The 12,560-nt window shown below is 64.4% G+C and carries 11 protein-coding genes; 10 read left to right on the plus strand and 1 reads right to left on the minus strand.

Features of this window, described 5'->3' with window-relative positions:
* Window position 1 precedes the first annotated feature (1 nt).
* The 8 genes from bioF (at window position 2) to CAG44_RS09755 (ending at window position 9,499) form a co-directional block, all read left to right on the plus strand.
* Window positions 2-1,174: an 8-amino-7-oxononanoate synthase gene (gene bioF, locus CAG44_RS09720; protein WP_085692014.1), complete on the plus strand. Its 1,173-nt coding sequence runs from the start codon at window positions 2-4 to the stop codon at window positions 1,172-1,174.
* On the plus strand, window positions 1,167-1,898 hold the full coding sequence (locus CAG44_RS09725) for an alpha/beta fold hydrolase (RefSeq protein WP_054573687.1): 732 nt from the start codon (window positions 1,167-1,169) through the stop codon (window positions 1,896-1,898). Before bioF ends, CAG44_RS09725 begins: the two co-directional genes overlap by 8 nt.
* Window positions 1,891-2,709: a malonyl-ACP O-methyltransferase BioC gene (bioC, locus tag CAG44_RS09730; protein WP_075044392.1), complete on the plus strand. Its 819-nt coding sequence runs from the start codon at window positions 1,891-1,893 to the stop codon at window positions 2,707-2,709. Before CAG44_RS09725 ends, bioC begins: the two co-directional genes overlap by 8 nt.
* A gap of 10 nt (window positions 2,710-2,719) precedes the next feature.
* Window positions 2,720-3,400 (plus strand): dethiobiotin synthase, encoded by a 681-nt coding sequence (gene bioD, locus CAG44_RS09735; RefSeq protein ID WP_085692015.1) that lies wholly within the window; start codon window positions 2,720-2,722, stop codon window positions 3,398-3,400.
* 230 nt (window positions 3,401-3,630) lie between these two features.
* A complete protein-coding gene (locus tag CAG44_RS09740; protein WP_003258614.1) occupies window positions 3,631-3,927 on the plus strand; it encodes a hypothetical protein in 297 nt (98 codons plus the stop codon).
* 290 nt (window positions 3,928-4,217) lie between these two features.
* Window positions 4,218-6,023: a phenylacyl-CoA dehydrogenase gene (locus tag CAG44_RS09745; RefSeq protein WP_085664092.1), complete on the plus strand. Its 1,806-nt coding sequence runs from the start codon at window positions 4,218-4,220 to the stop codon at window positions 6,021-6,023.
* A gap of 290 nt (window positions 6,024-6,313) precedes the next feature.
* Window positions 6,314-7,597, plus strand: coding sequence for a diguanylate cyclase (locus CAG44_RS09750; RefSeq protein ID WP_085692016.1), 1,284 nt, complete (start codon window positions 6,314-6,316; stop codon window positions 7,595-7,597).
* A 123-nt stretch (window positions 7,598-7,720) separates the two neighbouring features.
* Window positions 7,721-9,499, plus strand: coding sequence for an acyl-CoA dehydrogenase C-terminal domain-containing protein (locus CAG44_RS09755; RefSeq protein ID WP_085692017.1), 1,779 nt, complete (start codon window positions 7,721-7,723; stop codon window positions 9,497-9,499).
* Between the two features lie 320 nt (window positions 9,500-9,819).
* Here CAG44_RS09755 and CAG44_RS09760 read toward each other — a convergent pair whose 3' ends face one another.
* The gene (locus tag CAG44_RS09760) at window positions 9,820-10,743 is read right to left on the minus strand and encodes a LysR family transcriptional regulator (protein WP_004375209.1); all 924 of its coding nucleotides are present in this window, start codon (window positions 10,741-10,743) and stop codon (window positions 9,820-9,822) included.
* Window positions 10,744-10,952: 209 nt separating this feature from the next.
* On the opposite strand from CAG44_RS09760, the gene CAG44_RS09765 reads away from it, so the two are divergent.
* Both CAG44_RS09765 and CAG44_RS09770 read left to right on the plus strand, forming a co-directional pair.
* Window positions 10,953-12,233 carry an aspartate aminotransferase family protein gene (locus tag CAG44_RS09765; protein WP_085692018.1) on the plus strand — a complete coding sequence of 427 codons (1,281 nt, stop codon included), beginning with the start codon at window positions 10,953-10,955 and terminating at the stop codon, window positions 12,231-12,233.
* Between the two features lie 153 nt (window positions 12,234-12,386).
* On the plus strand, window positions 12,387-12,545 hold the full coding sequence (locus CAG44_RS09770) for a YqaE/Pmp3 family membrane protein (protein ID WP_009681539.1): 159 nt from the start codon (window positions 12,387-12,389) through the stop codon (window positions 12,543-12,545).
* Window positions 12,546-12,560: the final 15 nt, after the last annotated feature.

Here is a 12,560-nt window from a genome sequence, read left to right on the forward strand (position 1 = left end):
AATGGCCTTCGACCTGGCGGCGCGCCTGGCCGAACGGCGCGCCGCAGACCTGTATCGGCAGCGGCCACTGCTGGAAAGCCCGCAGGGGCCGGAAGTGGTGGTCGATGGCCAGCGCCTGCTGGCCTTCTGCAGCAATGACTACCTGGGCCTGGCCAACCACCCCGAGGTGATTGCCGCCTGGCAGGCCGGCGCCGAGCGCTGGGGTGTCGGTGGCGGTGCCTCGCACCTGGTGATCGGCCACAGCACGCCGCACCACCAGGTGGAGGAGGCCTTGGCCGAACTCACCGGGCGCCCGCGCGCGCTGCTGTTCTCCACCGGCTACATGGCCAACCTGGGCGCCATCACTGCGCTGGTGGGGCAGGGCGACACGGTGCTGCAGGACCGCCTGAACCACGCTTCGCTGCTGGATGGCGGCTTGCTCAGCGGCGCCCGTTTCAACCGCTACCTGCACAACGACCCGGCCAGCCTGGCCAGCCGCCTGGACAAGGCCGTCGGCAATACCCTGGTAGTGACCGATGGCGTGTTCAGCATGGACGGCGACCTGGCCGACCTGCCGGCGCTGGCCGATGTCGCCCGCGCCCGCGGTGCCTGGCTGATGGTCGATGATGCCCATGGCCTGGGCACCCTCGGCACCCAGGGTGGCGGTATCGTCGAGCACTTCGGCCTGGGCGTTGAAGATGTGCCGGTGTTGATCGGTACGCTGGGCAAGGCCTGTGGTACCGCTGGCGCCTTTGTGGCCGGCAGCGAAGAGCTGATCGAGGCGCTGGTGCAGTTCGCCCGCCCGTACATCTACACCACCAGCCAGCCACCGGCGCTGGCCTGCGCCACCCTCAAGAGCCTGGAACTGCTGCGCCGCGAGGCCTGGCGCCGAGAGCACCTGGCTGCGCTGATCCGCCAGTTCCGTGAAGGCGCGCAGCAGATCGGCCTGGCATTGATGGACAGCCCGACGCCGATCCAGCCGATCATCATCGGCGACAGCGCACAGGCCCTGCGCCTGTCACGCATGCTGCGCGAGCGCGGCTTGCTGGTGACGGCCATCCGCCCGCCCACCGTGCCGGCGGGCAGCGCACGCCTGCGGGTGACATTGAGCGCCGCGCACAGCGAGGCGCAGGTGCAGCTATTGTTGAATGCATTGGCCGAGTGTTATCCACAGTTGGAGAGCGCCGATGCGTAATCGACTTGTTCTGTTGCCTGGTTGGGGTCTGGGCACTGCTTCTCTGGAGCCGCTGGCCGCCAGCCTGCGTGCCCAGGACGCCCGCCTGCAGGTAGAGCTGATGCCCTTGCCGGAACTGGCCCACAGCGATGTGCAGGCCTGGGTCGACCACCTTGACCGCAAGCTGCCGAGCGATGTCTGGCTGGGCGGCTGGTCGTTAGGCGGCATGCTGGCCAGCGCGCTGGCGCACAAGCGCGGCGACCATTGCTGCGGCCTGCTGACCCTGGCCAGCAACCCCAGTTTCGTGGCTCGCCCCGACTGGCCCCACGGCATGGCCGAAGATACTTTCGGCACCTTCCTCGACGGCTGCCGCAGCCATACCCAGGTCACCCTGAAGCGCTTCCGTACCTTGTGCAGCGACGGTGCCCTGCAACCGCGCACCCTGCTGCGCCAGCTGGGTGTAGGCGTGCCGGACACCGACCCGCTGTACTTGGCCACCGGCCTTGAGGTGCTGGCCAAGCTGGATACCCGCGAAGCACTGCAGGCCTACGGTGGCCCGCAGTTGCACCTGTTCGCCGGCAGCGATGCGCTGGTGCCGGCAGAGGCGGCAAAAGCGCTGAGCGAGCTGCTGCCCGATGTGGAAGTGGGCCTGGTCGAAGACAGTTCCCACGCGTTCCTGCTGGAGTACCCGCAGGAACTGGCGGCGGGCATCAAGAGTTTCCTGCATGAGAGTGGCGATGACTGACCTTTCCCGTCCAACCCTGCCCGGCGCGCTGCCCGACAAGCGCCAGGTAGCGGCCTCGTTCTCCCGCGCCGCAGCCAGCTACGACAGCGTGGCAGCCTTGCAGCGCGCGGTGGGTTCGAGCTTGCTGGAGCAGTTGCCGGAAGGCCTGCAGCCGTCACGCTGGCTGGACCTGGGTAGCGGCACCGGCCATTTCAGCCGGGCGCTGGCCGAGCGTTTCACCCAGGCCAGCGGTGTGGCGGTGGATATCGCCGAGGGCATGTTGTGCCATGCCCGCAACGAACAGGGCGGGGCGCTCTATCACGTGGCCGGTGACGCCGAGCGTTTGCCGCTGCGTGATGCCAGCGTCGACCTGGTGTTCACCAGCCTGGCCGTGCAGTGGTGCGACCAGTTCGCCAGCGTGCTGGCAGAAGCGCTGCGAGTGCTGCGCCCGGGCGGCGTGCTGGCCTTCAGTAGCCTGTGTGTGGGTACCCTCGATGAACTGCGCGCCAGTTGGCAGGCGGTGGATGGCCTGGTGCATGTGAACCGCTTCCGCCGTTTCGAGGACTATCAGCGCCTGTGCGCAGCCAGCGGCTTCGAACAGCTCGGGCTGCAGCGCTGCCCGCACGTGCTGCACTACCCGGATGTACGCAGCCTGACCCATGAACTCAAGGCCCTCGGTGCCCACAACCTGAACCCTGGCCGACCTTCCGGGCTTACCGGCCGGGCACGCATGCAGGGCCTGCTGCAGGCTTATGAGGCGTTTCGCCAGCCTGAGGGGCTGCCAGCCACCTATCAGGTGGTCTATGGTTTGTTGCGCAAGCCACAGGTGTAAGGGGAGCGAGATGAACCAGGCCTATTTCATTGCCGGTACCGATACCGATGTTGGCAAGACCACCATCGCTGCCGGGCTGTTGCATGCGGCACGGTTGCAGGGCATGAGCACGCTGGGGGCCAAGCCGGTGGCCTCCGGTTGCACCATGACACCGAAAGGCTTGCGCAACAGTGACGCCCAGGCGCTGATCGATGAAAGCACGATCAAGCTGCCCTACGAGCAGGTCAACCCGTTTGCCTTCGAGCCCGCGATTGCGCCGCATGTGGCAGCACGTGAGGCAGGGGTGACGCTGGCCGTGTCGGACCTGCTGGCGGCGATGCGGAATGTGCTGCAACAAAATGCCGATTTCACCCTGATCGAGGGGGCCGGTGGCTGGCGCGTGCCGTTGTCGGGGCAGGCCAACTTGTCCGATCTGGCCATTGCCTTGAAGTTGCCGGTGATCCTGGTGGTGGGGGTGCGACTGGGGTGCATCAGCCACGCCTTGCTCAGCGCCGAAGCGATTGCCCGTGACGGGCTGCAATTGGCGGGATGGGTGGCGAACATCATCGAGCCGCGTACTTCGCGCCTGGAAGAGAACCTGGCCAGCCTGGCCGAGCGTTTGCCGGCGCCATGCCTGGGGCGGGTGCCCAAATTGAAGCAGGCCAGTGCCGACATGGTGGCTGAACACCTTCAGCTGGATCTGCTGGATTAACCGTTTCCAGGCTTGGCCCTTTCGCGGGCTTGCCCGCTCCCACAGGTACAGCGCAGGGTTCAGGTATTGTGCGGTCCCTGTGGGAGCGGGCAAGCCAGCGAAGAGGCCGATACAGGAATACCCAAGGCCTATCAACTGGCACCAGGCCATTAGGGATTTAAACGGGCCTTTTCACCTCTGGCCTGCTTTAATTGGGCCTGTTCGTCATCCAGCGTCAATGGAGTCCTGACATGGAAATCACCGGTAGCTCCGCCTACTACGCGGGCCTGAGCGCAATCCAGACCGGCCAGAACCGCGTCGATCAGGCCGCCAGCCAGATCGCCAGCACCACCGCCGAACGTAGCGCCACCAGCCAGTCCAGCGATTTTCAGGCCGAACGCCTGCGCGCGGTCGACCGCAGCCAGCAGATGGACCTGGCCACCAGCACCGTGCAGCTGGCCGTGGGCAAACTCGAAGTCGAGCTTGGCGCAAAGGTCGCCAAGGCATCCGACGAAATGCTCGGTCGGATCATCGACACCTACGCCTGACAGGGCGCTCACCCGATTTACACGCAGCCCCTGTGGGAGCGGGCGTGCCCGCGAATGCGTCAGATCAGGCACCTCTACTGCCTGGCCGGACCCTTTCGCGGGCACGCCCGCTCCCACAGGGGCGTCTTTATTTTTCAAGGCTTGGCATGAATGCCGTTTTTCGTGGCGTAAATGGCACCATAGTCCATCCTTGACATAAGGCGGAGCTAAACGTAAGTTTCAAACAACTGTTTGATCGACGGCCGCCAAGTGCGGGTCACCCCACAGAACTCACCTAGAGGTTCATCGCAATGCCTGATTACAAAGCTCCCTTGCGTGATATCCGCTTCGTTCGCGACGAGCTGCTCGGCTATGAGGCGCACTATCAGAGCCTGCCGGGTTGCCAGGACGCCACGCCCGACATGGTCGACGCGATCCTCGAAGAAGGCGCGAAGTTCTGTGAGCAGGTGCTGTCGCCACTGAACCGCGTGGGTGACCAGGAAGGCTGCACCTGGAGCGAGTCGGGCGTGAAAACCCCGACTGGTTTCAAAGAGGCCTACGAACAGTTCGTCGAAGGCGGCTGGCCGAGCCTGGCGCATGACGTCGAGCACGGCGGCCAGGGCCTGCCGGAGTCGCTGGGTCTGGCCCTGAGCGAAATGGTCGGTGGTTCGAACTGGTCGTGGGGCATGTACCCGGGCCTGTCGCACGGCGCGATGAACACCATCTCTGCACACGGCACCGCCGAGCAGCAGCACACCTACCTGACCAAGCTGGTATCCGGCGAGTGGACCGGCACCATGTGCCTGACCGAGCCGCACTGCGGTACCGACCTGGGCATGCTGCGCACCAAGGCCGAGCCACAGGCCGACGGCAGCTACAAGGTGTCGGGCACGAAGATCTTCATTTCGGCCGGTGAGCACGACATGGCCGACAACATTGTCCATATCGTCCTGGCCCGCCTGCCGGACGCACCGGCTGGCACCAAGGGCATCTCGCTGTTCATCGTGCCGAAGTTCCTGCCCAACGCCGAAGGCGGTGTGGGCGAGCGCAACGGCGTGAGCTGCGGCTCGATCGAACACAAGATGGGTATCCACGGCAACGCCACTTGCGTGATGAACTTCGACGGCGCTACCGGCTACCTGATCGGCCCGGCCAACAAAGGCCTGAACTGCATGTTCACCTTCATGAACACCGCTCGCCTGGGTACCGCGCTGCAAGGCCTGGCCCACGCCGAAGTAGCGTTCCAGGGTGGCCTGAAGTACGCCCGTGAGCGCCTGCAGATGCGCTCCCTGACCGGCCCGAAAGCACCGGACAAGGCTGCTGACCCGATCATCGTCCACCCGGACGTGCGTCGCATGCTGCTGACCATGAAGGCCTTCGCCGAAGGCAACCGCGCGATGGTGTACTTCACTGCCAAGCAGGTGGACATCGTCAAGTACAGCCAGGATGAAGAAGAGCGCAAGAAGGCCGATGCCCTGCTGGCGTTCCTGACCCCGATCGCCAAGGCGTTCATGACCGAGGTCGGCTTCGAAGCCGCCAACCATGGCGTGCAGATCTACGGTGGCCACGGCTTCATCGCCGAGTGGGGCATGGAGCAGAACGTGCGCGACAGCCGCATTTCCATGCTGTACGAAGGCACCACCGGCATCCAGGCCCTGGACCTGCTCGGCCGCAAGGTGCTGATGACCCAGGGCGAAGCACTGAAGGGCTTCACCAAGATCGTGCACAAGTTCTGCCAGGCGCAGGAAGGCAACGAAGCGGTCAAGGAGTTCGTCGAACCGCTGGCGGCGCTGAACAAGGAATGGGGCGAGCTGACCATGAAAGTGGGTATGGCCGCCATGAAGGACCGCGAAGAAGTGGGTGCGGCCTCGGTCGATTACCTGATGTATTCCGGCTACGCCTGCCTGGCCTACTTCTGGGCCGACATCGCCCGCCTGGCGGCCGAGAAACTGGCTGCCGGCACCAGCGAAGAAGCGTTCTACACCGCCAAGCTGCAGACCGCGCGCTTCTACTTCCAGCGCATCCTGCCGCGTACCCGTACCCACGTGGCGACCATGCTGTCGGGTGCCAACAACCTGATGGCGATGGACGAAGAGCACTTCGGCCTGTCGTACTGATCCTGCCGCTGTAAACGAAACCCGCCTGCCTTCACCGGCAGGCGGGTTTTTTATTTCTTCAGGTCCAGCGCGGTCCCCTTGTAGGAGCGGCCTTGTGTCGCGATGGGCTGCAAAGCAGCCCCAGCGATCTTTGCTGTGGCAGAAATCCTGGGGCCGCTTCGCACCCCGATCGCGACACAAGGCCGCTCCTACAAGGAATCGAGTCTGATTCGAAATTCAACTGTTCATGTGCACTGCCGATGAAGTAAGGGCACAATGCCACCATTGATCTGCCGGGTTGGAGATTACCCTTGTTTCGTTTTAACGCTGTTCGCGCGAGCCACTTCCTGCCTTCGCTGATTCTTTTGCTGGCAGGCCTCGCCGCGGCCTATGTGAGAGACCTCAGTGTCTTTTTCACATCGCTGTTCAACGTCCTGCCCACCTTGGTCCTGCTGCTGGGCGGAGCCTACTGTGCGGTGTACCGTCGCCAGCGCGAGCTGTTCCTGATGCTCACGGTGTACATCGCCTACTACCTGCTCGACACCCAGACCGACTTCTACCGTGACCATGGCCGCGTGCGCGAGGACGCGGCGGTGATCTTCCACCTGGTGTGCCTGCTGCTGCCCGCCCTGTTCGGGCTGTATGGTGCCTGGCAGGAGCGCACTCACCTGTTGCAGGACCTGGTCGCCCGTGGCGCCGTGCTGTTTGCCGTGGGCAGCGTGGCAGTGGCCCTGGAGCAAAGTTACCCCGAAGCGCTGCTGACCTGGTTGGCGGAAATCCGCTGGCCAACCTTGCATGGCCAGTGGATGAGCCTGATCCAGATGGTCTACCCACTGTTCCTCGGCGTATTCATCCTGCTGGTGGTGCAATACCTGCGTGCGCCACGGCCGCTGCACGCTGCGCAGGTGATGGGCCTGCTGGGCATCTTCTGGATGCTGCCGCAAACCTTCATCCTGCCGTTCACCCTGAACATCATGTGCAGCCAGGTGATGCTGATGATCGCCGCAGCGGTGGCGCACGAGGCCTACCAGATGGCCTTCCGCGACGAGCTGACCGGCCTGCCGGGGCGCCGTGCGCTGAACGAGCGCATGCAGCGCCTGGGGCGCAACTATGTGATCGCCATGACCGATGTCGACCACTTCAAGAAATTCAACGACACCCACGGCCACGACGTCGGCGACCAGGTGCTGCGCCTGGTCGCCAGCCGCCTGTCCAAGGTCACCGGGGGTGGCCGCGCCTACCGCTATGGCGGCGAGGAATTCGCCCTGGTGTTTGCTGGCAAGACCGCCGAGGAATGCGTGCCGCACGTGGAGGCCGTGCGCGAAGTGATCGCCAATTACGTGATGCACCTGCGCGACCAGCACAACCGCCCGCAGGACGATACCACCGGGCGCCAACGGCGGGCGGGCAGCAGTGGCGGCACGGTGTCGGTCACCATCAGCATCGGCGTGGCCGAGCGCCAGGCCGATCATCGTAACCCCGAAGCCGTGCTGAAATCCGCCGACCAGGCGCTGTACAGCGCCAAGGGCGCGGGGCGCAATTGTGTCATGGTGCATGGGCAACAATCGCAGCGAGGGGCAGTGCGCACGGCGTGACTGAAATAGACTATACGGTCTAGTGATGACCCTATGTCTCGTAAAAGTTGTTCGGTTACACTGCCTGCAACCCAGTGTCGCGGTTCCCCGAGACCGCCCCGACCCGACTAGCGAGAGGTTGTCATGGCTGAATATAAAGCGCCCCTGCGCGACATGCGCTTCGTACTGAATGAAGTCTTCAACGTGGCCGAGCAGTGGGCGCAGTTGCCCGGGCTGGCCGAGGTTGTCGATGCCGACACGGCCATGGCGGTGCTGGAAGAAGCCGGCAAGGTCACTGCCAGATCCATTGCGCCGCTCAGCCGCGCTGCGGATGAAGAGGGTTGCCACTGGGACAACGGCGCGGTGCGCACACCGGCCGGTTTCATCGACGCCTACAACACCTATGCCGATGGCGGTTGGGTGGGCGTGGGCGGCGACCCGCTGTTCGGCGGCATGGGCATGCCCAAGGTCATCTCGGCCCAGGTCGAGGAAATGGTCAACGCCTCCAGCCTGTCCTTCGGCCTGTACCCGATGCTGACTGCTGGCGCTTGCCTGTCGATCAATGCCCACGCCAGTGAAGCGCTGAAGGAAAAATACCTGCCGAACATGTACGCCGGTGTGTGGGCCGGTTCCATGTGCCTGACCGAGCCGCACGCCGGTACCGACCTGGGCATCATCCGCACCAAGGCCGAGCCCCAGGCCGACGGCAGCTACAAGGTCAGCGGCACCAAGATTTTCATCACCGGCGGCGAGCACGACCTGACCGAGAACATCATCCACCTGGTGCTGGCCAAGCTGCCGGACGCACCGGCGGGGCCGAAAGGCATTTCGCTGTTCCTGGTGCCGAAGTTCCTGGTCAATGAAGACGGCAGCCTGGGGGCGCGCAACCCGGCCACCTGTGGCTCGATCGAGCACAAGATGGGCATCCAGGCCTCGGCCACTTGCGTGATGAACTTCGACGAAGCGGTCGGCTATATCGTCGGTGAGCCGAACAAGGGCCTGGCGGCCATGTTCACCATGATGAACTACGAGCGCCTGGGCGTTGGTATCCAGGGCCTGGCTTCGGCCGAGCGCTCCTACCAGAATGCCGTGGAGTATGCCCGCGACCGCCTGCAAAGCCGCGCCCCGACCGGGCCGCAAGCCAAGGACAAGGCCGCTGACCCGATCATTGTCCACCCGGACGTGCGCCGCATGCTGCTGACCATGAAGGCGCTGATCGAGGGTGGCCGTGCCTTCTCCAGCTACGTGGCCATGCAGCTGGACAGTGCCAAGTACAGCCAAGACCCCGCCGTGCGCAAGCGCAGCGAAGAGCTGGTGGCACTGCTGACGCCGGTGGCCAAGGCCTTCCTCACCGACCTGGGCCTGGAGTGCGCGGTGCACGGCCAGCAGGTGTTCGGCGGGCATGGCTACATTCGCGAATGGGGGCAGGAGCAACTGGTGCGCGATGTGCGTATTACGCAGATCTACGAAGGCACCAACGGCATCCAGGCCCTCGACCTGATGGGGCGCAAGGTGGTGGCCAGTGGTGGGGCGTACTACCGGCTGTTCTCCGACGAGATTCGCCAGTTCATTGCCAGCGCGGGTAGCGAGCTGGAGGAATTTGCCAAGCCGTTGGCTGCCTATCTCGATCAGCTCGACGGGCTGACCGAGTGGGTGCTGGAACAGGCCAAGGGCAACCCGAACGAGATTGGCGCGGCTTCTGTCGAGTACCTGCATGCCTTTGGTTATGTTGCCTATGCCTACATGTGGGCATTGATGGCGCGGGCGGCGCAGGCGGGTGAGGGGGATGAAGCGTTCTATGCGGGCAAGCTGGGTACGGCGCGGTTCTACTTTGCGCGGTTGCTGCCGCGGGTGGATTCGCTGGTGGCTTCGGTGAAGGCGGGGAGTGAGTCGTTGTACCTGCTGGATGCCGAGCAGTTCTGACAGATTTGGGGGCTGCTGCGCAGCCCATCGCGACACAAGGCCGCTCCCACAGGTACCGCGCAAGCTCGAATGGCTATGCGTTCCCCTGTGGCACCTGCCGTGTAAGCTTTTTCCTACACAACGTGGTGACTTTTCACCACTGTTCTCAGATTGGATCCACGGTTATTCTTTACCACATGGACGTTGCGCAGGAAGCGCAAAGGACAGATCAAGGATGACGACGAAGGACCACCTGCCAGGATGGCGGGGCGATACGGATGTCACAGGGAAACAGTCTGGAAAACCCCGCTTCGGCGGGGTTTTCTTTGTGCGCTTGTTTTTCAGCCCAGCACATCCAGCGGTGATGCACCCAACAGGCGGGCATCCGTCTCTTCCTCCAGCAGCGTGCGCAGCAGCTCCACAGAGGCCTGCTGGCGCTGGGCATCGCGGAACACCAAGCCAACCTTCAGCGGTACCCGCGGCTCGCTCAACGGCTTCCACAGCAGCCCCTGGTCATCCTCGGCGGCCTCCTTGGCCCGCCCCGGCAGGATGGTGGCCAGCGCGGTATGGGCCAGGCTGTCGAGAATCCCCGCCATGTTGTTCATCTCTGCCTGCACCTGCGGCCGACGCCCCTGGCTGGCCAGCTGCGCCTGCCAGATCTGGCGGATCTGGAACTCCTCGCCCAGCATCAGCATGGGCAGCTCGGCGGCCTGGCGGATGGACACCTTCTTGAAGTCCTTCAACGGGTGGGTAGCGGGGATGACCAGTTGCAGCTCATCTTCGTACAGCAGCAGACCATGCAGCCCCGGCTGGCGTGGCGGCAGGTAGCTGATACCAATGTCCAGGCTGCCATTGAGCAAGCGCCGTTCGATCTCCAGCCCCGACAATTCGTAGATCTGCACCACAAGGTGCGGCTGTGCCCTGCGCAGGCGTTCGAGCAGCTGCGGCACCAGGCTCGGTCGCACGGTCTGCAGCACGCCGATGGCCAAAGTACGCAGCGACTGGCCCTTGAAGTTGCGCATGGCCTCGTGGGCTCGCTGCAGGCCGTCGAGCAGTGGCAGGGCGTGGTTGTACAGGGTGTGGGCGGCCAGAGTCGGCAGCAGGCGCTTGTTGCTGCGCTCGAACAGGCTCAGGTCGAGGCTGTGCTCCAGCTGGCGGATCTGCTGGGAAAGCGCTGGCTGGGACAGCGACAGGCGTTCGGCGGCGCGGCCCACGTGGCCTTCTTCATACACCGCGACGAAATAACGCAGTTGGCGGAAATCCATAAGTGACACTTATCGAAAATGCTGGAAAAACGAAATGGTCGAAAACCCTCTCGAGGCCTAGTCTATCGCCGTATTCCAACGGGTTACAGCGATGAATCGATCGATTGTTACCCCGGATGAAAAACACTTTTGATAGGCAAGGCAAAATATCGAGTGCCGGCACCCAGACCGCACCTTGGCCGCCCCTGTCGTGATTGGTTGGAGCCCTGATGAACCTGTTCAACCTGCGCCGCCCGGCCCCTGCCGCCGTCGCCGAGCCCAAGCGTGCGCCGGTGATCGTGCCGGAAGCGCCGCAGCTGTCGCGTGAGCGCCTGATGCCCAGCACCGAACGCGCAGCGCAGGTGTTCGTGCGTGGCCAGGGCTCCTGGTTGTGGGACAACGAAGGGCATGCCTACCTGGACTTCACCCAGGGTGGTGCAGTCAACAGCCTGGGCCACAGCCCCAGTGTGCTGGTGAAGGCGCTGGGCAACCAGGCCCAGGCGCTGATCAACCCGGGCTCGGGCTTCCACAGCCGTGGCCTGCTGGGGCTGGTCAACCGCCTGTGCCAGAGCACCGGCAGCGACCAGGCCTACCTGCTCAACAGCGGTGCCGAAGCCTGCGAAGGTGCGATCAAGCTGGCGCGCAAGTGGGGCCAACTGCACCGCAACGGCGCCTATCACATCATTACCGCCAGCCAGGCCTGCCATGGCCGCAGCCTAGGCGCGTTGTCGGCGTCCGACCCGCTGCCATGCAACCGCTGCGAGCCGGGCCTGCCGGGCTTCAGCAAGGTGCCGTTCAATGACCTGGCGGCGCTGCACGCCGAGGTGGACTCGCGCACCGTGGCGATCATGCTCGAGCCGATCCAGGGCGAGGCAGGTGTCATCCCGGCTTCGCAGGAATACCTCAAGGGTGTGGAAACGCTGTGCCGCGAACTGGGCATCCTGCTGATCCTCGACGAGGTGCAGACCGGCATCGGCCGCTGTGGCGCGCTGCTGGCCGAGGAAACCTACGGCGTGCGCGCCGACATCATCACCCTGGGCAAGGGCCTGGGCGGTGGCGTGCCGCTGGCGGCCTTGCTGGCCCGGGGCACGGCGTGCTGCGCCGAACCTGGCGAACTGGAAGGCAGCCACCATGGCAACGCGCTGATGTGCGCCGCCGGCCTGGCCGTGCTGGATACCGTGCTGGAGCCTGGCTTCTTCGCCCACGTGCAAGACAACGGCCGCCACCTGCGTGAAGGCCTGAGCCGGCTGGCCGGGCGTTATGGCCAGGGCGAAGTGCGCGGGCAAGGCCTGCTGTGGGCCCTGCAGATGAAAGAAAACCTGGCCCGCGAGCTGGTGGCGGCTGCCCTGCACGAAGGCCTGTTGCTCAACGCACCGCAGGCGGATGTGGTGCGTTTTTCGCCAGCGCTGACCGTGAGCAAGGGCAACATCGACGAAATGCTGCTGCGCCTGGCCCGTGCCTTTGCCCGCCTGCACGCCCAGCAGCAGGCCCGCCGCGAAATGCCAGCCTAGCGGCCTGGTGACATCGAGAATTCTACGAACCGTCTGGCGTTCCTGCGCATCGCCCTTGGCCTGTTTCATTCGGCCCGGGGCGTTTTTTTTTGCCTGTTGAACCTCTGTGGCGGGCGGCTAGTCTCTGATGTAACCCCTTCAGGAGAGACTCGCATGGACTTTATACGCATCATCATCGCCATCATCCTGCCACCGCTGGGCGTGTTCCTGCAGGTGGGGTTTGGCGGGGCGTTCTGGCTGAATATCTTGCTGACCTTGCTGGGGTACATTCCGGGGATCGTGCATGCGGTGTATATCATCGCCAAGCGCTGAGATTTTTGGGGCTGC

Source organism: Pseudomonas sp. B13(2017), assembly GCF_002113245.1.
GTDB classification, from domain to species: Bacteria; Pseudomonadota; Gammaproteobacteria; order Pseudomonadales; family Pseudomonadaceae; genus Aquipseudomonas; species Aquipseudomonas putida_Z.

What these genes read in the sequence shown, in the direction of transcription:
- bioF (WP_085692014.1), top strand. Translation starts at nt 2, where the DNA reads ATGGCCTTCGACCTGGCGGCGCGCCTGGCCGAACGGCGCGCCGCAGAC.
- CAG44_RS09725 (WP_054573687.1), top strand. Translation starts at nt 1,167, where the DNA reads ATGCGTAATCGACTTGTTCTGTTGCCTGGTTGGGGTCTGGGCACTGCT.
- bioC (WP_075044392.1), top strand. Translation starts at nt 1,891, where the DNA reads ATGACTGACCTTTCCCGTCCAACCCTGCCCGGCGCGCTGCCCGACAAG.
- bioD (WP_085692015.1), top strand. Translation starts at nt 2,720, where the DNA reads ATGAACCAGGCCTATTTCATTGCCGGTACCGATACCGATGTTGGCAAG.
- CAG44_RS09740 (WP_003258614.1), top strand. Translation starts at nt 3,631, where the DNA reads ATGGAAATCACCGGTAGCTCCGCCTACTACGCGGGCCTGAGCGCAATC.
- CAG44_RS09745 (WP_085664092.1), top strand. Translation starts at nt 4,218, where the DNA reads ATGCCTGATTACAAAGCTCCCTTGCGTGATATCCGCTTCGTTCGCGAC.
- CAG44_RS09755 (WP_085692017.1), top strand. Translation starts at nt 7,721, where the DNA reads ATGGCTGAATATAAAGCGCCCCTGCGCGACATGCGCTTCGTACTGAAT.
- CAG44_RS09760 (WP_004375209.1), bottom strand. Translation starts at nt 10,743, where the DNA reads ATGGATTTCCGCCAACTGCGTTATTTCGTCGCGGTGTATGAAGAAGGC.
- CAG44_RS09765 (WP_085692018.1), top strand. Translation starts at nt 10,953, where the DNA reads ATGAACCTGTTCAACCTGCGCCGCCCGGCCCCTGCCGCCGTCGCCGAG.
- CAG44_RS09770 (WP_009681539.1), top strand. Translation starts at nt 12,387, where the DNA reads ATGGACTTTATACGCATCATCATCGCCATCATCCTGCCACCGCTGGGC.